Source organism: Alcaligenes sp. Me129, from assembly GCF_050487245.1.
In the GTDB taxonomy this organism is placed as follows: Bacteria; Pseudomonadota; Gammaproteobacteria; order Burkholderiales; family Burkholderiaceae_B; genus Alcaligenes; species Alcaligenes phenolicus.
The window spans coordinates 77,797-97,677 of the sequence record NZ_JBKQGX010000012.1 but is presented as its reverse complement, the minus strand read 5'-3'; the positions used below and the strand labels follow the sequence as shown (position 1 = coordinate 97,677).

General features: G+C 55.1%; 13 protein-coding genes. 10 read left to right on the top strand and 3 right to left on the bottom strand.

Annotated features, from left to right (window positions below):
• Window positions 1-20: 20 nt before the first annotated feature.
• The 3 genes from purL to ACLPGZ_RS13520 all read left to right on the top strand — a co-directional run bounded on the left by purL (window position 21) and on the right by ACLPGZ_RS13520 (window position 6,158).
• Entirely contained in the window at window positions 21-4,082 is a 4,062-nt protein-coding gene (gene purL / locus ACLPGZ_RS13530) for a phosphoribosylformylglycinamidine synthase (protein WP_429641514.1), read from the top strand.
• A gap of 43 nt (window positions 4,083-4,125) precedes the next feature.
• On the top strand, window positions 4,126-5,586 hold the full coding sequence (guaB, locus tag ACLPGZ_RS13525; protein ID WP_009457979.1) for an IMP dehydrogenase: 1,461 nt from the start codon (window positions 4,126-4,128) through the stop codon (window positions 5,584-5,586).
• Between the two features lie 386 nt (window positions 5,587-5,972).
• Complete coding sequence (locus ACLPGZ_RS13520; RefSeq protein WP_429641512.1) at window positions 5,973-6,158, top strand: hypothetical protein; 186 nt, start codon at window positions 5,973-5,975, stop codon at window positions 6,156-6,158.
• 264 nt (window positions 6,159-6,422) lie between these two features.
• On the opposite strand, the gene ACLPGZ_RS13515 is transcribed toward ACLPGZ_RS13520, so the two are convergent.
• On the bottom strand, window positions 6,423-7,328 hold the full coding sequence (locus tag ACLPGZ_RS13515; RefSeq protein WP_429641510.1) for a DMT family transporter: 906 nt from the start codon (window positions 7,326-7,328) through the stop codon (window positions 6,423-6,425).
• An 85-nt stretch (window positions 7,329-7,413) separates the two neighbouring features.
• Here ACLPGZ_RS13515 and ACLPGZ_RS13510 point away from each other — a divergent pair, with 85 nt between their 5' ends.
• Complete coding sequence (locus ACLPGZ_RS13510) at window positions 7,414-8,220, top strand: AraC family transcriptional regulator (RefSeq protein WP_203144833.1); 807 nt, start codon at window positions 7,414-7,416, stop codon at window positions 8,218-8,220.
• Here ACLPGZ_RS13510 and ACLPGZ_RS13505 read toward each other — a convergent pair.
• Window positions 8,217-9,107, bottom strand: a complete 891-nt coding sequence (locus tag ACLPGZ_RS13505; protein ID WP_088452648.1) for an alpha/beta fold hydrolase — start codon at window positions 9,105-9,107, stop codon at window positions 8,217-8,219. The genes ACLPGZ_RS13510 and ACLPGZ_RS13505 overlap by 4 nt on opposite strands.
• A 161-nt stretch (window positions 9,108-9,268) precedes the next feature.
• Between ACLPGZ_RS13505 and guaA the strand changes: the two genes are divergently transcribed.
• From guaA to ACLPGZ_RS13490, 3 genes are all read left to right on the top strand, one after another.
• A complete protein-coding gene (gene guaA, locus ACLPGZ_RS13500; RefSeq protein ID WP_083053949.1) occupies window positions 9,269-10,855 on the top strand; it encodes a glutamine-hydrolyzing GMP synthase in 1,587 nt (528 codons plus the stop codon).
• A 306-nt stretch (window positions 10,856-11,161) separates the two neighbouring features.
• Window positions 11,162-12,361 (top strand): tyrosine-type recombinase/integrase, encoded by a 1,200-nt coding sequence (locus ACLPGZ_RS13495; RefSeq protein WP_429641508.1) that lies wholly within the window; start codon window positions 11,162-11,164, stop codon window positions 12,359-12,361.
• Between the two features lie 306 nt (window positions 12,362-12,667).
• The gene (locus tag ACLPGZ_RS13490) at window positions 12,668-15,841 is read left to right on the top strand and encodes a DEAD/DEAH box helicase (RefSeq protein ID WP_429641506.1); all 3,174 of its coding nucleotides are present in this window, start codon (window positions 12,668-12,670) and stop codon (window positions 15,839-15,841) included.
• Between the two features lie 336 nt (window positions 15,842-16,177).
• On the opposite strand, the gene ACLPGZ_RS13485 is transcribed toward ACLPGZ_RS13490, so the two are convergent.
• The gene (locus ACLPGZ_RS13485) at window positions 16,178-17,002 is read right to left on the bottom strand and encodes a helix-turn-helix domain-containing protein (protein WP_429641504.1); all 825 of its coding nucleotides are present in this window, start codon (window positions 17,000-17,002) and stop codon (window positions 16,178-16,180) included.
• 110 nt (window positions 17,003-17,112) lie between these two features.
• Here ACLPGZ_RS13485 and ACLPGZ_RS13480 point away from each other — a divergent pair, with 110 nt between their 5' ends.
• From ACLPGZ_RS13480 to ACLPGZ_RS13470, 3 genes are all read left to right on the top strand, one after another.
• Complete coding sequence (locus tag ACLPGZ_RS13480; RefSeq protein WP_136407394.1) at window positions 17,113-17,328, top strand: helix-turn-helix transcriptional regulator; 216 nt, start codon at window positions 17,113-17,115, stop codon at window positions 17,326-17,328.
• Between the two features lie 17 nt (window positions 17,329-17,345).
• Window positions 17,346-18,284: a replication initiator protein A gene (locus ACLPGZ_RS13475; protein WP_429641502.1), complete on the top strand. Its 939-nt coding sequence runs from the start codon at window positions 17,346-17,348 to the stop codon at window positions 18,282-18,284.
• A gap of 1,057 nt (window positions 18,285-19,341) precedes the next feature.
• Window positions 19,342-19,722 (top strand): plasmid mobilization protein, encoded by a 381-nt coding sequence (locus ACLPGZ_RS13470; RefSeq protein ID WP_429641501.1) that lies wholly within the window; start codon window positions 19,342-19,344, stop codon window positions 19,720-19,722.
• Window positions 19,723-19,881 lie beyond the last annotated feature (159 nt).

Sequence of the window (19,881 nt, the reverse complement as noted above, 5' to 3'; positions counted from 1 at the left end):
TTTTTTGCCCCTCCCGTATCGTGAGCCAAATCCTGTACTTTCCCGGTTCGTCCGTGCTCTCCGCATTTCGTCGTGAGCGTTTGCTAGAGCGTGTCGAGCAGCGTCAACTGCCTGTTGCCGACATTCTTGCCTTGCACGAATACTATGTCTGGACTGAAGAGTCCGGCCTGGATGCCAGTGCGCGTCAGCACCTCAGCGACCTGCTGGACGATGGTCTGCCTGCGCTGGACCCTCAACCGCCTAAAGGCGCCTTGGTTCTGCGTGTCATTCCTCGTTTGGGTACCGTGTCGCCCTGGGCCAGTAAAGCGACTGACATCGCTCATAACTGTGGCTTGCAAGCGGTACGTCGTATCGAGCGTGGCGTGCGTTACATCATCACCCCCAAGCGTGGCTTGCTGGGTGCCAAGGAACTGGATCAGGCTCAGCTGGAGCAACTGGCTGCCTTGCTGCACGACCGCATGACCGAAACTGTTGTTGGTTTGGAGTTTGACGGTCAGGCGCTGTTCACCCAACTGGAAGGCAAGCCCATCCAGACCGTGGATGTTCTGGGCGGTGGCGTGGCGACCTTGAAGCAGGCCAACGAGGAAATGGGTCTGGCGCTGTCCGAGGACGAAATTGAATACCTGATGGATGCCTTCACACGGCTGGGTCGTAACCCGCACGATGTGGAATTGATGATGTTCGCGCAAGCCAATAGCGAACACTGTCGTCACAAGATTTTTAACGCACAGTGGGTAATCGACGGTCAAAACCAGGGCAAGACCTTGTTTGGCATGATTCGCGAAACTCACGCCGCTCAACCAGAAAATACCGTGGTGGCTTATGCGGATAACGCCGCCATCATGACGGGCGGCCCCGCTACTCTGTTCCACGCCGGTATTGATGATCAGGCCAACGAGCCTGTGTATCAGCGTCACGAAGCGTTGGTTCACACCTTGATGAAGGTGGAAACTCATAATCACCCAACCGCAATTGCTCCTTTCCCCGGTGCATCTACCGGTGCCGGTGGCGAGATTCGCGACGAAGGCGCAACAGGCCGTGGTTCCAAGCCCAAAGCAGGTTTGACCGGCTTTACCGTGTCCAATCTGTGCTTCCCTGAGCAAATGGAACCCTGGGAAAAAGACTCCCACGGTATTCCTGACCGTATCGCCAGCCCCCTGGACATCATGATTGAAGGCCCGATTGGTGGTGCCGCCTTCAATAACGAATTTGGTCGTCCCAACCTGCTGGGTTACTTCCGTACTTTTGAACAAACGGCTGGCGATCAGCGCTGGGGCTACCACAAGCCCATCATGATTGCCGGTGGTCTGGGTTCGATTGACGATCGCCTGACTCACAAAGATCCTTTGCCAGTGGGTGCCTTGCTGATTCAGCTGGGTGGTCCTGGTATGCGTATTGGTATGGGTGGTGGTGCTGCGTCCAGTATGGGCGTGGGTGCCAACCGTGCTGAACTGGACTTTGACTCCGTGCAGCGTGGTAACCCGGAGATGGAACGCCGTGCCCAGGAAGTGATCGACCGCTGCTGGCAGCAGGGCGAGAATAACCCCATTATTGCCATCCACGACGTGGGGGCGGGCGGTCTGTCCAACGCCTTCCCGGAACTGGTGAACGATGCCGAGCGTGGCGCTATTTTTGAACTGACTCGCGTTCCTCTGGAAGAGTCGGGTCTGTCGCCTGCTGAAATCTGGTCCAACGAATCCCAGGAGCGTTACGTCCTGGCCATTCTGCCCAAGGATCTGCCGCGTTTTGAGCGCATTGCTCAGCGCGAGCGCTGCCCCTTTGCCGTCGTGGGTGTGGCGACTGAAGAGCGCCAATTGCGCGTGACTTTCGGCGAAGGCCTGCCTGGCGTGGACGAAGTGCACACCCCCAAGAGCATTGAGGAACGTCCTGTTGACGTGCCTATGGATGTGATTCTGGGTAAAGCCCCCCGCATGGAACGCGACGTCAAGCGTCTGGACGGCGTGGCCGAACCGCTGGACCTGACCGCTATTCCTTTGACCGAAGCCATGCACCGGGTGCTGCGTCACCCCACTGTGGCCAACAAGACTTTCCTGATCAGCATTGGCGACCGCAGCGTGGGTGGCCTGTGCAGTCGCGATCAGATGGTTGGCCCTTGGCAAGTGCCTGTGGCTGACTGCGCCGTTACTTTGGCTGATTTTGAAGGCGTGCGCGGCGAAGCCATGTCCATGGGCGAACGTAGCCCTAGCGCCATGATTGACGCTGCTGCCTCCGGCCGTATGGCTGTGGCTGAAGCCCTGACCAACCTGGTCGCCAGTGATGTGCGTGACCTGAAAGACGTCAAATTGTCCGCCAACTGGATGGCCGCTTGCGGCGTGGATGGCCAGGACGCTGCCTTGTTCGACACGGTTCAGGCTGTTAGCCAGTGGTGCCAGAGCCTGGGCCTGTCCATTCCGGTGGGCAAGGACTCCCTGTCCATGCGTACCAGCTGGGAGCAGGACGGTGAGTCCCGTCAGGTGATTTCGCCAGTTTCCCTGGTGGTGACCGCTTTTGCTCAAGTGGCGGATGTGCGCCGCACGCTGACCCCCCAACTGCAAACCAATGTGGGCGATACCGCTTTGGTCTTGATCGATCTGGGACAGGGCAAACAGCGTATGGGCGCTTCCGTATTGGCTCACGCTTTCAATCAGGTTGGCCAGTCCGTACCTGACATGCAGGACGCCGAAGCCATGCTGGCGTTTGTGAAGGTGATTCGCCAATTGGCCGACCAGGATCTGATCCTGGCCTACCACGACCGTTCCGACGGTGGTCTGGCCGCGACCGTGGCCGAGATGGCTTTTGCCGGCCACACCGGCGTGTCCGTGAACCTGGACATGCTGACCATCGACCCTCATGCTGCCGATTGGGGCGATTACAAGATTCGTGCCGAACAGGTTTCCGTGCAGCGTGATGAAATCACCTTGCGCGCCTTGTTCAACGAAGAGGCTGGTGCTGTTATCCAGGTGCCATTGGCCCAGCGTGATCAGGTCATGCAAACTCTGCGTGAAGCAGGTTTGTCGGCTTACTCCCACGTAATTGGTAGCTTGAACAAGACCGATCAGGTCGAGTTCTACCGCGATGGCGCTTGCATTTACCAGGCACCACGTGTGGAACTGGCGCAACAGTGGAGTGAAGTTAGCCGCCGCGTCATGGAGCGTCGCGATAACCCCGCTTGCGCACAGGCTGAATTCGATCGCTGGGAAGACGTGCAAGACCCAGGCATCTCGCCGCGTGTCATGTTCAACCCGCAAGAAGATATTGCTGCTCCCTTCATCGCTACCGGCAAACGCCCACGCGTTGCCATCTTGCGCGAACAGGGTTGCAACAGTCAGGTGGAAATGGCCTGGGCCTTTGATACTGCTGGTTTTGAGGCCGTGGACGTACACATGACCGATTTGCTGTCGGGTCGCGCATCGCTGGAAGGCATGCAGGGCATGGTGGCCGTGGGTGGTTTCAGCTACGGCGACGTTCTGGGTGCCGGTGAAGGCTGGGCCAAGACCATTCGTTTCAACAACCAGTTGTCCGATCAGTTTGCTGCCTTCTTCGGTCGCAGCGACACTTTCGGTCTGGGTATTTGTAATGGTTGCCAGATGATGGCGGCCCTGGCTCCCATGATTCCAGGTGCGGAATTCTGGCCACGCTTTACCCGTAACCAGTCGGAAAAATACGAGGCTCGTTTCTCCAGTGTGGAAATCGCCGCTTCGCCATCCTTGTTCTTCAAGGGCATGGAAGGGACACGCCTGCCAGTAGCCGTGGCTCACGGTGAAGGCTTTGCGAACTTCCAGCGTCAGGGCGATGCATCCAAGGTAGCGGCTGCAGTTCATTTTGTGGATCACCGCGGTCAGCGCACGGAGCAATACCCGCTGAACCCCAACGGCAGCCCTTACGGTTTGACGGGTGTCACCACGGCAGATGGCCGCTTCACCATCATGATGCCTCACCCGGAACGTGTGACGCGCAACGTCATGATGTCCTGGACGCCAGAGCAGTGGGGCGCCGCCGATCAGGGTGCTGATCAGATGGCAAATGGTGGATTTACTCCCTGGATGCGGATGTTTCGCAACGCTCGGGTCTGGATTGCGTAATTGCTTACGCGTATAATCGATTTTTGGACGGAGTTATAAAAGCATGCGTCTCATCAAGAAAGCACTGACCTTCGACGATGTGTTGTTGGTTCCCGCTTACTCCGAGGTTCTGCCTCGCGATACATCCTTGCTCACCCGCTTTACGCGGGACATCACCCTGAATATCCCGCTGGTTTCGGCTGCCATGGACACGGTAACCGAAGCGCGTCTGGCTATTGCCATGGCACAGGAAGGCGGTATCGGGATCATCCACAAGAACCTGACGGCGGATGCTCAAGCACGTGAAGTTGCACGTGTGAAGCGTCACGAGTTCGGTATTGTGATTGATCCGGTTACCGTGACGCCCACCATGAAGGTGCGCGATGCCATCAACCTGCAGCGTCAACACGGTATTTCCGGTTTGCCTGTGGTTGAGGCCGGCAAGCTGGTGGGTATTGTTACCAACCGCGATCTGCGCTTTGAAGACCGCCTGGATTTGCCTTTGCGTGATGTCATGACGCCTCAAGAGCGTCTGATCACCATGCACGAAGGCGCCACGCTGGACGAAGCTCAGGCCCTGATGCACCGCCACCGTCTGGAGCGCGTGCTGATCGTTAACGATCAGTTCCAGCTGCGTGGTCTGGCAACGGTTAAGGATATTGTCAAAAACACCGAGCACCCTCTGGCCAGCAAAGACAGCCACGGTCAATTGCGCGTTGGCGCTGCGGTCGGTGTGGGTGATGGTACTGAAGAACGTGTCGAGAAACTGGCCGCAGCCGGTGTGGACGTGGTGGTGGTGGACACTGCGCACGGTCACTCCCGTGGCGTGATCGAGCGCGTTCGCTGGGTCAAGAAAAATTTCCCTCGCATTCAGGTTATTGGTGGCAACATTGCTACCGCTGATGCCGCTCGCGCTCTGGTCGAGGCCGGTGCAGATTGTGTCAAGGTCGGTATTGGCCCCGGCTCTATTTGTACGACTCGTATCGTGGCCGGTGTGGGTGTACCTCAAATTACAGCGATCGCTGACGTTGCCAAGGCTTTGGAAGGTACGGGCGTACCTCTGATCGCTGACGGTGGTATCCGCTTCTCCGGCGATGTGTCCAAGGCTTTGGCCGCTGGCGCTTCCGCTTGCATGATGGGCGGTATGTTTGCCGGTACTGAAGAGTCTCCGGGTGAAGTGGTGCTGTTCCAGGGCCGTTCGTACAAGTCCTACCGCGGTATGGGTAGCTTGGGTGCCATGGTCGATGGTTCGGCTGATCGCTACTTCCAGGATCCTTCGAACAACGCGGACAAGCTGGTTCCAGAAGGTATTGAAGGCCGCGTGCCTTACAAGGGCAGTGTTATTGCCATTATTTACCAACTGGTTGGCGGCATCCGTGCTTCCATGGGCTACTGCGGTTGCAAATCCATCGAGGAATTGCATGCCAAGGCTGAGTTCGTGGAGATTACGGCTGCGGGTGTACGTGAGTCTCACGTGCATGATGTACAGATCACCAAGGAAGCGCCTAACTACCGCGCTGACTGATCTTAGCCAGTCTCTTGCATGCCAGAAACCGCCAGCCTTTGGGTTGGCGGTTTTTTTTGTGTATCGCCTTTGTGTTGAGGGGTAGGGGGTAGTCTCAGGATAGACGCCTCTTGCGACCTGGGTGGGGGTGCGGGGCGGACCGCTTGCCGGTGCTGCGCACCGGTGCCCTTGGCGGTGTCGAGATACGGGCGCACTCTGAACTCACCCGGTGATTGGTCCCCCGGACCAATCACAAGCGTCGGGTTCAAACAGCAGAGTGCTTGCATCCCGTATCCCGACACCGCCCGCGGCAAGCAGTCTGACTCGCCCCGCGCCCCCACCCAGGCCGCAAGAGGCTCAGATCGAGAAATACTTAGCCCCGCCTGTATCTTGCACTTGGGATTTTTGTGGGTGTGTTGGCTGTTTGGTCAGGGCTCTACACAATCACTGCCGTCACCGTCACCGTCACCGTCACCGTCACCGTCACCGTCACCGTCACCGTCACCGTCACCATCAAGATCACAGCAACAGCAATAGCAGTAACTACTGCTATCTCAGCCTTTGCTATTTCCACCTTGGCTGGTGCTGTGTAGCCCTTATTTCATTCAGGGAGCGACTCTTTATGAGGTGGGAGGGATGGGAATGCAGAGAACTCTAAATAATAAAAAGCGCCCCGTTTATGACGGGACGCCTTGCTTTGGATACTGCGGGGTGCGCTTACCCTAAGAGTGCTATTCAGCTATTCAGCTATTCAGCTATTCAGTTCATTAGTTCGTCACTCGTTAGCTCACAAATTAGTGGCGGATAGCTGGAAAATCATTTCATATCAGGAGTTGAATATAAAACTCCCATATTTCTTATTTAGCAGGGGCTGCTTTGGTTTTGAACAGCCATTGTTGAGGCGGCCATTGAGCCAAAATCACCCCTGCCAGAGTCAGCAATCCACCGCTCACATGGTGTGCGCCCAGTTGTTCGCCCAGCAATGGGATGGCCAGCATGGCGGTCATGAAGGGCAGGATGTTCAGGAACAGGCTGCAGCGGGCCGGGCCCAAGCGTGTGATGCCTTGGATCCAGCAGTAGGGCAGCAGGACGGAGGCCAGGATACCTGCGTACAGGATCAGGGGGACTGTTTGCTCATTCAGCTGGGTTTGTTCAGCCGGTAGCCAGAAGAAGACGGGCAGCAGGGTGATCAAGGCTCCCCAGGCTTGAAGATAGGTCGATTGCCAGGCTGGCACAGTGATATGCCATTTCTTCAAAAAAACACTGTAAAAGGCGTAGCTCAATGCCGCTGTCAGCATCAGCAAGTCGCCAGAGCGGACTCCTTGGCTTAGCAGTTGCATGGGATGGCCGCCGCTAATCAACCAGACTGTTCCAAACAAGGCCAGCAGGGCGCCGGGCAGCATGCCGCGAGAGCCAGAGCCTGGCAGCAGCAGACGTGTGGTCAACAGGGTCAGTAGGGGTGTCAGTGCGGTAATCACGGCCATATTGGTGGCACTGGTGCTGGCTGCTGCCCAATAAGACAGGCATTGATAAAACGCCATGCTCAGAAATCCCAGAAACAGCAGTTTGGGTAGTTGAGGACGGATCGAGTGCCAGTGTCGCCAGACAGGGCGAGCGGCAAACAGGCTCATGATGGCCAGCGCCAGTACGACTCGATAAAAACTCATGGCAGGTGCGGCGATCAGGCCGTGCGCCATTTTGGAAACAATGACATTGCCGGACCACAACAGCATGGTCACCAGCGGATAAGCATAGTTGCGCATTGGAAGCATCCATCAATAAGGAAGACGTATGCTCGCTGTAGACCGACTTGCCTGTCTTTCGCTAAACTGACTTGAATTAGCGCAAATGGGACAGCTTGTGCTTGATCCTCTTATTCATATTCCGGTTGAGCTGGCCAAGATGCCTATTAGTGGTTTGGCAGCAGACTATCCGGACGGCCATCTTATTCACGAACATCAGCATGTACGTGCGCAGTTCTTGTACGCCGTGCAAGGGGTGATGGTGATTGATGCCCAGGAAGGGCGCTGGGTGGTTCCTCCTAGCCGTGGCGTTTGGCTGCAACCGGGTCGTCCTCATACGGTTCGCATGCGCGGGCAGGTCAAAATGCGCACGATCTTTGTGGATGAGGATGCTGCTCCGGGCTTGCCGGCGCGTAACTGCGTGCTGGATGTCAGCCCTTTGCTACGGGAGCTGATTCTGGAGGCCAGCCGAATTCCTTTGGTGTATGCGCAAGACAGTCGCGATGGCCGCTTGATGCGTTTATTGCTGGATGAACTGCGCGAGTTGCCTGTATTGCCGTTTCATCTGCCCTGGCCCGAAGAGCCGCGCTTGCTATTGGTGTGTCGACATCTGGAGGCTAGCCCCGATGATGATAGAGATGCAGATGCCTGGGCCAGGCAACTGGCCATGAGCGTCAAAACTTTCCACCGCCTGTTTCGTCGCCATACCGGCATCAGCTTTGGGCAATGGCGTCAATTCGCTCGCTTGTTGGGGTCTTTGGAGGGCTTGGCAGCCGGTGAGCCTATTGTGCAAGTGGCTTTACAACATGGCTATGCCAGTCAAAGCGCATATGCCGCCGTGTTCCGGCGGCATTTTGGGGTCACTCCCAGAGAGTTTTATCGCTCTAAAGACAGCGCGGGCGACGCAGTTTAGTCCGCTAGCTCCAGTAAAAGCCGGGCCAGCATGTCGGGGTGTGTCATCAACGCGCAGTGCCCACTTTCCAACTCACGGAATTCCCAGTCTTTCTGCTGACGGGCCCATTCACGTGAGGTATCAACCCCTCTGAAAGTGGGTTGTATGCAGGAGATATAGGAGCAAGGGCGGCCATTGCCGATGACGGGGTTCTGTAAGCGCAGGGAAGAGCGGTAGACGCTAAGCGGCTGTGGCGTCAGGCGGTTACCGACAAAGTGTAGATCTTCTGTGGCATGCAGGCCCAGTGCACTCAGTGGAGGAGGGGGGACGGCAGGAATGGCGCTTTTCCCAGCAGAGGCCACCATGCTGTCGACAATCTTTTCTGGCAGGGTGTCGAAGGTGCTGGTGCCGCTGGGCAGGATAAAGGCGTCCAGGTAAATCAGTTGTTGAATGCAGCGCGGCATGACGTCGGCGACGCCGCTAATGACCAGTCCTCCAAAGCTGTGGCCCACCAGAACCACGTTGGAGAGTTCCTCCCAACGTATCAAATTAGCGACATCATCTACAAAGGTGTTCAGGGTGATGTCCGCACTAAGCAAGTGGCTGCGTTCGCCCAGGCCTGTCAGTGTGGGGGTATAGACTTTATGCCCCTTGGCCCGTAGCCGGGCAGCCAGTCTGGACCAGCACCAGCCACCGTGCCAGGCACCGTGAACCAGCACAAAGGTCAGGCTGTCGGAGACTTCGTCCGTATCTTCCTGACATTCATAGGCAAAGCTGTGCGAGCGGGCACCGGAGGGGCCGGGAGCAGGGATATAGCTACCGCCGCCTTGTTGTTGTGTGGCCTGTGCAGGTCGGGATTCCTGGTGTTCATTAAGTTCGCTCGGACGAGGGGTACGACTCGAAGACATGCTGAAACTCCCAAAATGGCTGCATGTACTGTAGCTGCCTTGCCGCATGAATGCCAGTGATGCAGGACAATTTCGGCCTGGAGTATTTCTGCGACTCCCTAAGCGGCGCTACACAGCGTAAAATAGATCCTTTACCGCTTTATTATTGGCTCGATACTTTCATGCACCAGCGAATTCTGATTCTTGATTACGGCTCCCAGGTCACCCAGCTTATTGCGCGTCGCGTACGCGAAGCCGGTGCGTACTGTGAAATTCACCCCGGTGATGTCAGCGATGAATTCATCCGTTCCCAAGAAGGCCTGAAAGGGATCATTCTGTCGGGCAGCCACGCCTCGGTCTACGCCGAAGACGCTCTGCAAGTTCCTGCCGCCGCGTTTGAAGCCGGCGTACCTGTTCTGGGCATTTGCTACGGCATGCAAGCCATGGCCCGCCAACTGGGCGGCGTTACCGAAGGTTCGGACAAGCGTGAATTCGGTTACGCCGAAGTCCGCGCCCATGGCCACACCAAGCTGCTCGATGGTATCCAGGATTTCGCTACGGCAGAAGGCCACGGCATGCTCAAAGTCTGGATGAGCCACGGCGACAAAGTTACCGCCTTGCCTCCCGGCTTCAAGCTGATGGCTTCCACGCCTACATGCCCCATCGCCGGTATGGCTGATGAAGATCGCGGCTTCTACGCGGTTCAGTTCCACCCCGAAGTCACCCACACCGTTCAAGGCGGCGCCTTGTTCGAGCGCTTTGTGCGCGACATCTGCGGCTGCGTGGGCGATTGGAACATGCCGGACTACGTGCAAGAGGCTATCGCCAATATTCGCGAACAAGTCGGCGACGAAGAAGTTATTCTGGCTCTGTCCGGCGGTGTGGATTCCTCCGTCGCTGCCGCTCTGATCCACCAGGCTATCGGCGACAAGCTGACCTGCGTATTCGTGGACCACGGCCTGCTGCGTCTGAACGAAGCCCAGCAAGTCATGAGCACCTTCGCGGACAATATGGGTTTGAAGATCATCCATATCGACGCTTCCGACCGCTTCCTGGGCAAACTGGCCGGTGTGACTGACCCAGAAGCCAAACGCAAGATCATCGGCCGCGAATTTGTGGAAATCTTCCAGGAAGAAGCCGCCAAACTCAGCAACGCCCGTTGGTTGGCCCAAGGCACAATCTACCCGGACGTAATCGAGTCCGCCGCCGCTAAATCCGGTAAAGCCACTGGCATCAAATCCCACCACAACGTGGGCGGCCTGCCAGATACGCTGAACCTGAAACTGCTGGAACCCCTGCGCGAACTGTTCAAGGACGAAGTGCGCAAACTAGGCGTAGCCCTGGGCCTGCCGCCAGCAATGGTCTACCGTCACCCCTTCCCAGGCCCAGGCTTGGGTGTCCGTATTCTCGGTGAAATCAAGCGCGAATACGCAGATCTGCTGCGTCAAGCCGATGCCATCTTCATCGAAGAGCTGCGCAACACGGTTGATGAAGAAACCGGCAAGAACTGGTACGACCTGACTTCCCAAGCTTTCACCGTCTTCCTGCCTGTGAAGAGCGTAGGCGTGATGGGCGATGCGCGTACTTATGAGTACGTTGTTGCCATGCGTGCCGTGCAGACCACCGACTTCATGACGGCTGACTGGGCTGAACTGCCATACTCGTTGTTGAAGCGTACTTCTGGCCGCATCATCAACGAAGTGCGCGGCATTAACCGTGTGACGTACGACGTTAGCAGCAAGCCGCCAGCGACGATTGAGTGGGAGTGATCCCGCGTCTGGCATAGTCAGGAACGACACGGCATAAAAAGCATCTAAGCCCGCGTAATTGCGGGCTTTTTTGTTTTTTGGTTTGGCATTGTCTAGCACCTTCAGGCAACACCAAGCATGTATTTCTCATGGCATCAAACTTGGTATCATGGGGGCTAGATACCATGAAGCTCATAGATACCATGTCGAACGAATCAGTTTGTGCATGGTATTGAAAATACATAAGCAATTGTTTTTACTGGATATTTACTGATTTTTTTCTGAGTTTTTAATCATGGTATTTCTATAGATCTGGAGCCCCCTCTGATGCTGACCGATACCAAGCTGCGCAATCTCAAACCTCAGGACAAGCTGTACAAGGTGAATGACCGTGATGGCCTCTATGCTGCCGTCACGCCAGCTGGTGCCATTTCGTTTCGCTACAACTACAGCATCCACGGCAGGCAGGAGACAATCACGTTTGGGCGCTACGGCTTGGGCGGCATCACATTGGCTGAAGCGCGTGAGCAACTGGGCGAAGCCAAAAAGATGATCGCCGCAGGCAAGTCACCAGCCAAAGAGAAAGCTCGTGACAAGGCTCGTATCAAAGATGCTGATACCTTTGATGCCTGGGCGCAGAAATGGCTGCGCGGCTATCAAATGGCGGATTCCACACGCGATATGCGCCGGTCCGTCTATGAGCGGGAGTTGCTACCGGCGTTCGGCAAACTGAAGCTACAGGAAATTAGCCACGAGGATCTGCGCGCGCTGACGGATCGGATTGTTGAGCGTGGCGCTCCTGCCACCGCAGTGCATGCGCGTGAGCTGGTGCTGCAAATCTTCCGCTGGGCGATTGAGCGCGGCCAGAAGGTAGAGAACCCTGCAGAGTTGGTCCGTCCAGCCAGCATCGCCCGATTTGAGCCGCGTGACCGAGCTCTTACACCAGACGAAATCGGCTTGATGTATCAATACATTGAGCGTATCGGTACGACCCCTTCTATCCGAGCAGCAGCAAAGCTTTTGCTGCTGACGATGGTGCGCAAGAGCGAGCTGACTAACGCAAAATGGAGCGAAATCAACTTCACCGAAGCGTTATGGACCATTCCGAAAGAGAGGATGAAACGACGCAATCCTCATTTGGTGTTTTTATCCCGACAAGTGTTAGATATTTTCATCGCCCTGAAAACCTTCGCGGGTGGCTCCGAGTATGTCTTGCCATCTCGTTACGACACTGACCTACCCATGAGCAGCGCGACGCTCAATCAGGTGATGACCTTGACCTATCGGCTGGCACAGAAAGAAGGGCAACCACTAGCTAAGTTTGGGCCGCATGATTTGCGGCGTACCGCAAGCACCTTGCTGCATGAGGCGGGGTACAACACGGACTGGATTGAGAAGTGCCTAGCACACGAGCAGCGTGGAGTACGGGCGGTTTATAACAAGGCAGAGTACCGGGAACAGCGCACTGGTATGCTGCAAGATTGGGCCAACATGATTGACGAGTGGACGAGCAAACGATCAATGTAATGAGATTGATCTACCTGATGTTGCAAGGCGGCTGCTTGGCCAACTGCTTCAAGCTGATCTGAGTCATTCATGGTCGTGTGCTTGAAAGCCAGCAAATGCCAACACGAGACGTTGAACGCTGCAGGTCCTGAGCGGCTTATCCTTCGGAACCGGCTCCTTCATTGCGGCGCTCGTCGTGCACCGCCCAAACGGTCGCTGCGGCATACCCCCCGGTTGACCAATTAAATGCACTCAGCCAGGCGCAGAGGTTCTCACGTTGATGTATTCGAGTAACCTTCGTGGCTACAAGATCACAAGGGAGGAAACATGTTCACGAAGGGAAATTACCCAACGAGATTGTGGAAGCACCAGAGAGAAGCGCTGGACTTCATTATCTCGCATCTGAATGCCGGGCCGACGCAGGGGCCGTGTGTAGTGCGAATGCCTACTGGCACAGGGAAAACCGGCGTTATCGCATGGCTGTCCATGAAGAGTGCTTCTGGTGTGACGCTCGTGTTGGCGCCCTGGACAAACTTGCGCGAGCAGATGGTCGAGTCCTTGCGAGAGGGGTTCTGGAAGCAAGCGGGGATCGACGCACCAGGTCTGAGTGTCCAGACCCTTCTGCCCCGCAATGCCAAGAAGATGCTGGCCGAAAAAGACGTAAAAGTCATTGTTTCAAGCTTAGCTGCGCTCACCGATTTGCGGCGTGACGATCCGCCTCGCTATCAGGCGCTCCGCCAAAAGATTGATCTTGTAATTGTTGACGAGGGACACTATGAACCAGCGGTGGAGTGGGGGAAGTCGGTCAAGGAGTTGAAAAAACTCACCGTGTTGATGACCGCCACACCGTACCGAAACGATCTGAAGCTTTTTCAGATATCGAACGCAGAAAAATCTGTTTGGCAATTTCGACACCACGAAGCGCAGCGTCGTCGGATCATCCGTTCGCTCGGCTTTGAATCTCTCGGCACTGGCAATGACCTCAATGGACTGATCACGAACTTTGTTGCTTACTGGAAGCGTGTGACGGAGTCCAATAGCCTAGTTTCCGACACCCCGCGCGCAATCATTTGCTGCTCGAACGCGATCGCGATCAAGACAGTAGTTGCGGGCTTGAAGGGGCATGGCCTCAGCGCACTTGGCGTGCACGACAGCTTCTCAAAAGATGAAACCAAAGGACATTTTCACGATGTGCCGCCAACTGACACCAATGCAGAGGTGTGGGTTCATCAATACAAGCTAGTCGAAGGGCTTGACGACCATCGTTTCTGTTGCGTCGCACTCTTTTGCCCGGTCCAGAACGATCGCAAACTGGTGCAGCAAGTTGGGCGCGCACTACGCCGACACGCTTCGGATCGCAAGGGGAAGAGCGCGATCTTGTTGGCACCAGACGAGTTCGATATCAAACGAACTTGGGATGCATATATGGAGTTCGAGAAAAATTCTGAACTCGTCACTACGGAGCACTACCGGAAGGTCATTGATCAGCTGCTAAGTTCACAACCAGACGCTGAGTACTTTAATAGACGATTCCGCAAGAGGTTTGACGTTCAGGACTTGGATCGGAACCCGAAAGTCACAGTCGCTCCCAGCGTCCTGGTAAGAGCCTTATCCAACACGTTTAAATTTAACGAGTATGTCGCCGACTGCACTGATACGCTATCGATGGCAGACGCGATCATTCTTGGCCCGAAACCGTTCGCTCCATGTGTTCAGAGTGTCGATTATGCGCTCTGGATCTATGCGACAGTCCAGAATTCGCGTCTTCTTGAGCGGCACTCCCTGTACGAGATCCGGCTTGAGGCGCATTGCGCAGTTGTGAGCAACGGCTATCTCCTTATCTCGGACTCCGCAGGAAACTATCCTGTCGAGATCCTGGAAGACCATTCCTCTGGCTTAGCTCCTGGACAGCTGTCGAGTCTATTGGACTCTACGTTCAAATTGACCAATTTGTCAGTCAGCAGCGCAATACCATTCGATAACGTCGTGCGGGGAGCTGATATTCGAGGTCAAGACATCGGTAGGATTCCGGCATCGCTGACAGATCGCATCCAGATATGCCGGGCGGCACGCGGCGCATCGCCAGAGCACGGGCGCCGCTACGTTGGTATGAAGCGTGGAAGGGTCCGCCAAGAGCTCTCCACTCATCAGCGGAAAGACTATTCACTTCCAGACTTCGTGAGCTGGTGTCGCGAAGTCGCGATGGAGCTAAGCATGTCGTCGAGTACCAATACAGTGTTCGAACGCTACATGCAGACCTGTCAGCCACCTACTAACCTCTCAGCGAGGTCGATTTGCGTGGATCTTGTACGGATGGGCACTCTCCTGATTAATGGCGAGGGCGAACCCGTGCAAGTTAAGCGATCATCGGGAAACCTGACTGAGGTTCATGGTACGCCCCAGCGCTATGAGCTCTCCCTTGAATTCGAGGGAACTGTCGCGCCACGCGTCCACATCACGGAAAAGCTGTTAGTCGACTACCAGCCTCAGAAAAAGAGATTCTGGTTTAAGTCTAGCAACAACAGTCAGATTCGAGCTGATCTAGGTGATCCACGGTTTCCCGCAGGCAGAAGCCTGCACGACTATCTGAACGCCAATCAAGATTTGGTGCTGATTGGGCTGGATGGAGGCGAAGTCGTTTACCAAGGTCGAGACTTCTATGCCATCGACTATCGGAATGCTGAAAGTACGCTACTCGAACGTATCATCTCGCTGACCGGTGCGGCGAGGTGCGCAACTGAGAAGGGGACGAAGGATCAGATCGAGCTCGCAAAGGGCTCCGGCAATACGCAGAAACAGTCCACCTTTGCCACAGGGTCCATTTTCAACGCTATCGTGACGGAGAAGGGAGTAATTCCCTTTGATGCAGATCTTCTGATTTGCGACGACTTGAGTTCAGAGTGTGCAGACTTTGTCGCTGCTGATCTAGCTGGGAGGAAACTAGCACTGCTTCATGCGAAGACGGGTGGAGGCTCAAGCATCTCGGCTTCTGACTTTCACGAAGTTGTGGCGCAGGCCATCAAGAATCTTGTTTACCTGACGCCTAACGCAGAGACACCCAAAGGCGCTAAGTCTTGGAAATCGGATGTGTTCTGGAACAAAACGGGCGTGCCCAGAATCTTGAAGACGCCTACCAGTGTTGAGAAGGGTACACCTCTTTGGAAGAGATTGAAGGCTGACATCATCGATGCGCCCGACGGCGAGTTACACGTGGTGCTTGTAACGGCAGGCTGTTGTGACAAGATGAGGCTCAAACATGCCATCGACACCCCCTCCGCTCGTACCTCAGAGACGGCGCAACTACTCCACTTACTGGAAGGATTAAACGGCTACGCGAGACAGCTGGGGGTGCGCCTGACCGTTGTTGATATCCCATTCGACGATCAGTTTGTTGTGGCCGCAAGAGCGAAAGCTGCCACGAAGAAAGCAGTGGCACAGGTGAGGAACGTTGCGCCGCTGGCAAGTAACACAACACGCCAAAGAGGTGCCAAGAGACTCTGAGCACACTAAATTGCAGCTACGAATGCCCGCATTTTTGCATCCGCTGGCAGGTCAGCAGCACTAGTTGGATCGTCCGCAAGCCGTCCTTTGCACGTCACTGACAAGCAGTTGGGAATCCTAACGCCGATCTAAGCCGTACTGCTGGCCTTCGCATGGCTTGGCGGAGCTCAGTATGAGTTCAGCAGACCCGATAAACGACAACAATCGCTTCAACGTTGATATAGGTCTACGAAGCTTGGGCGACTGCAATGGGTCGAATCTGTCATCAAATGAGTGCTCCCGGATGATAAATTCGGTTTTTGATGGGGTGCCTTGCAAGTATCGTCCGTGACCGAGTCAGGTGGTTGCCCTGTGCTTGTGCCGCTTGATGGCAGCCGAAACAGCTTGACGAGAAACGCAGAGCTCACGGGCGATGGCTGCTTGACTCATCCCTTTGGCTAGGAGCTCTTCAATTGTGCTGGCAGCTGCTCTGGGCGATTTGATCTCTTGGAGCAGCCGGTAGGCCTCGCGCCGGACGTAAGCGTGTGCCTCAATATCCCAAGTGGGCAAAGAGCCACTATTGATGCCCTGCGACCAGATGGCATCCATCAAACTCTCATACTCTGCCATGAACCTTCGGTCACGCTGATAGGCGCGACGTGCCTCGTCGCTGCGCTTTGGGTTATGCGCCTCGCAATACAACTTGCTTGGTTTGGCAGCTTTGTCATCTTGTCCAGGTTTGCGTGTGCTCCAAGCTAGTTCGCCGTTTTTTGCCCATTCCTGATACAAGGTAACTCGTTCTACACAGTCTCGAAAGCCAGCGACCGAGCGGTCGCCACGCATCTCCACTGCATCACAGTATTTGGCATATAGGCGAGATGCGGTATAGCGCCCCAGCTCGCCAGCTAAGGCTTGCTCGTAGCGTTTCACGACAGCATCCGCTTTTTTGATGGCTGCAGCTCTAGCCGAAGCCGTCAGGCCGACGATTTTTGCATTGCCGCGCAGCAGGTGCTTGATGATTAGCGGTGAGTTCAAGTTAGTCGAGTATTCGGTCGTGCGCCAGCAAAGCTCGCAGAAGCACCACAAGTACGGATTGCTCAGCTTGGACTGAATACGCTGCGATGAGGTCTCAGCAACTCTGGTGATCTGCTGATAAATCGGATCGAATCCCTGTTTTTTCATGACTGCGAATGCGCGGTTGTCGTGTCAACTTTATTCTAACTTTTTTGCATGTCTATGCTGGCACCGGCAGGTATCGTCAGGCAACTGATTGATGCTAAGGCACTGCAATGATGGAACGCAAAATACTGATCAACCGCAAAAAACTACACGCCATGATCCCACTGGCTGAGCGGACGATTTACAACATGGAGCAACGTGGTGAATTCCCTCGACGTATTGCTCTGACCAGTCGCAATGTGGCGTGGGACTTGGCTGAAATTGAGGCGTGGATTGAATTGCGCAAGCAATCGAGTATCCCCGCCCCACATTCTGAGGTCGGTGTGTAAACGTCATCGTGTTCAGTGTGAACCAAGACGCGTGCGCGGTGAATGACGCACAGGCTCAACTTGATGCCGATGGCATTCAGCGTAGCGATTTTTTTGTCGCAGACATCCTCGATCCAGCACCAAAAAATGATGTTGCCAGCATGGAACACCCCATTTTTGCGCTACGTGCAGGGGATATGCAGGTACGCAGGTACGAGCGCAACGGGCACACCTTAACTGTTTTGCCGGGCGCAACGGGCTGCGCAACGATCCATGACAAGGATCTTTGGATCTATTGCATTAGCCAGTTGATTGAAGCGGCAAACCGGGGTCGTGAAATTGGGCCGACAGTCCGCTTTACTGCGTTTGATTTTCTAGCTACGACCCATCGCGGTACCAGTGGGCGTGCTTATGAGCGCATGTCAGAGATGCTGCGTCGCCTTAAAGGTACCGTGGTTGAGACAAGCATTGAAACAGCAGGCCTTCGCGAGCGCAGAGGCTTCGGCTTGATAGAAGGCTGGCGAGTGATAGAGAAATCTCAAGACGCTGGTCGTATGGTGGCCGTTGAAGTGGACTTGCCCAAATGGTTGTTTCGTTCCGTCCAGGCCAAGCGAGTGCTGACCTTATCGAGCGCTTATTTTCGTCTGCGTAAACCCCTAGATCGACGTATCTATGAGCTGGCACGCAAGCACTGCGGTGAGCAGCCACGTTGGCGTATATCGTTGGCGGTATTGCATCAAAAAAGTGGCAGCATGGGGGAATTGCGTCGTTTCCGGTTTGACGTGAAGGCGCTTGCTGAGTCGGGGAACCTGCCGGACTACTTAATGGCGATTGACCTGCAGCGGGATATGGTGACGTTCTACGCCAACGGTCCTAAAGGCAAATTAGCCGAAGTGAAGGACATGCTTGCTGGTCGGCCGAACGCTTCGTTGAAGGCCCATCAGAAGGCGCACTCTGCCAGATCGAGAAGACGCTGACGCTCCTGTGATTGCTTGACGGAAACTCAAGAAGGTTTGTTTTGAGACTGTGGATAAGTCGAGCTGCCCTGTGAATCACATCGTGCCTTTAGGAACGCTAGCCTGTGGATAGTATCGTGCTTTCAGGAACGCCTGTATCGTGCTTTCAGGAACAAAAGTTCTAGAAATCTTATATGAATCATAATCTTGCAAAACCGTAACGCGCGCGCGCGGTTTTAACTAATATATATATTTAACGTGATGGTGCCGCTGACCTCTGCGTAGCTTGAGGCAAGGCAGAGGCTTATTCCTCGTGCTGCCACGGGTGAACGCCGCAAGTGAAGCGGGGCCTGAATGTTTAGAGTGCTGGTGAACAGGATCCGGATTGCGTAAGAAAAAAGCGGCACCAAAAAGGAGGAAAGCGGTCAGCGCCTGGGATCTAGTCTGCAGCTGCCTAAACCCCTTTTAGGCATTGCTCCTATGCCTGAGAAACGTTGGCCCCCAATGTACGGATGGAGCCCTTGGTGCGAGGTTCAGCCTGCAGCTTGTGCCTCTTTTCCCGCTCAAAAAGCTTGCGCCAGAGAATGCGGGCGACGTGTCTTGATTATTTTTCCGTACATTGGGGGCCGCTATGTCTGTGCTGTCAGTTAGGGGGAAAAGCAGCTTTGTTAGAGATGTGCTTGTGTAGGCTTGTTGGGCACCTCAGTTTTCTATCGGTATGACAAGCCTTGCGAGTCGCAGTGTCAGAAAGTGCAGAGGACAATTGAATAACGGGTGTTTTCCATTTGATGTACGCGATTAAGTGCGATTTAACGCGATTAAGTGCGATTTAACGCGATTAAATGCGATGAAACGCGAGGATTCGCGAACAAACGCGATTTTTCGCAATTTGTGCACTGACAGGTAGTTGTTTGCACATGATCGCGTGTGATTAAACGGCAAGATGTGTGTTGTACCGGTACGGGCGTTGCCCGAACCAGTCCATCACCAGCCTTATTCGCTTCTCTCAACGGGCTTCTTGCTCTGCGAGGCTGACAGTCGCTGCCGCGACGAACCCATTTCAATAAAGGATGAACCTATGGATGAAAGTGATCTAGCAGGCACTGGAAGGCGCGAAGGAAGGCCGCGCAGCCATCGGATAGAGGTGTGGGTGACGCAAGATGAAAAAGCCGCTATCGCGCAGTCAGCTGCCGATGCAGGGATGAAAGAGTCAGCCTTCTTACGAGCCCTGGGTCTTAATGTGCCAGTGCAATCCGTGCTGGATCTAGAAGCCGCTACCGAACTGTCTAAAGTGAATGGGGATTTAGGCCGGGTCGCAGGGTTGCTGAAACTATGGCTGGCGGAAAAGCGAGGGGTGGGAGCTGCACCAACAGCGGTTGCGTCAATGATGGATGATTTTCGGATGCTGCAAAAACAGATGCGCGATTTGATTCACGTAGCGATACGCGGCCGGAAATAACGAGCAAAGCCAAGAAGTGGTTGTGACAGTGCGGGCTGCGAGTGGTCCTTATATGGCGGAGCGAGGGTAGATCTGTTCAGAAAACGGTGGTTTTTTGAACACTATAAAAATCTCGCCTAACCACTGCCGCTCTGGCTATCAAACTGTTAAAATTCCCAT

What these genes read in the sequence shown, in the direction of transcription:
- guaB (WP_009457979.1), top strand. Translation starts at nt 4,126, where the DNA reads ATGCGTCTCATCAAGAAAGCACTGACCTTCGACGATGTGTTGTTGGTT.
- ACLPGZ_RS13515 (WP_429641510.1), bottom strand. Translation starts at nt 7,328, where the DNA reads ATGCGCAACTATGCTTATCCGCTGGTGACCATGCTGTTGTGGTCCGGC.
- ACLPGZ_RS13510 (WP_203144833.1), top strand. Translation starts at nt 7,414, where the DNA reads ATGGGACAGCTTGTGCTTGATCCTCTTATTCATATTCCGGTTGAGCTG.
- ACLPGZ_RS13505 (WP_088452648.1), bottom strand. Translation starts at nt 9,107, where the DNA reads ATGTCTTCGAGTCGTACCCCTCGTCCGAGCGAACTTAATGAACACCAG.
- guaA (WP_083053949.1), top strand. Translation starts at nt 9,269, where the DNA reads ATGCACCAGCGAATTCTGATTCTTGATTACGGCTCCCAGGTCACCCAG.
- ACLPGZ_RS13495 (WP_429641508.1), top strand. Translation starts at nt 11,162, where the DNA reads ATGCTGACCGATACCAAGCTGCGCAATCTCAAACCTCAGGACAAGCTG.
- ACLPGZ_RS13490 (WP_429641506.1), top strand. Translation starts at nt 12,668, where the DNA reads ATGTTCACGAAGGGAAATTACCCAACGAGATTGTGGAAGCACCAGAGA.
- ACLPGZ_RS13485 (WP_429641504.1), bottom strand. Translation starts at nt 17,002, where the DNA reads ATGAAAAAACAGGGATTCGATCCGATTTATCAGCAGATCACCAGAGTT.
- ACLPGZ_RS13480 (WP_136407394.1), top strand. Translation starts at nt 17,113, where the DNA reads ATGGAACGCAAAATACTGATCAACCGCAAAAAACTACACGCCATGATC.
- ACLPGZ_RS13470 (WP_429641501.1), top strand. Translation starts at nt 19,342, where the DNA reads ATGGATGAAAGTGATCTAGCAGGCACTGGAAGGCGCGAAGGAAGGCCG.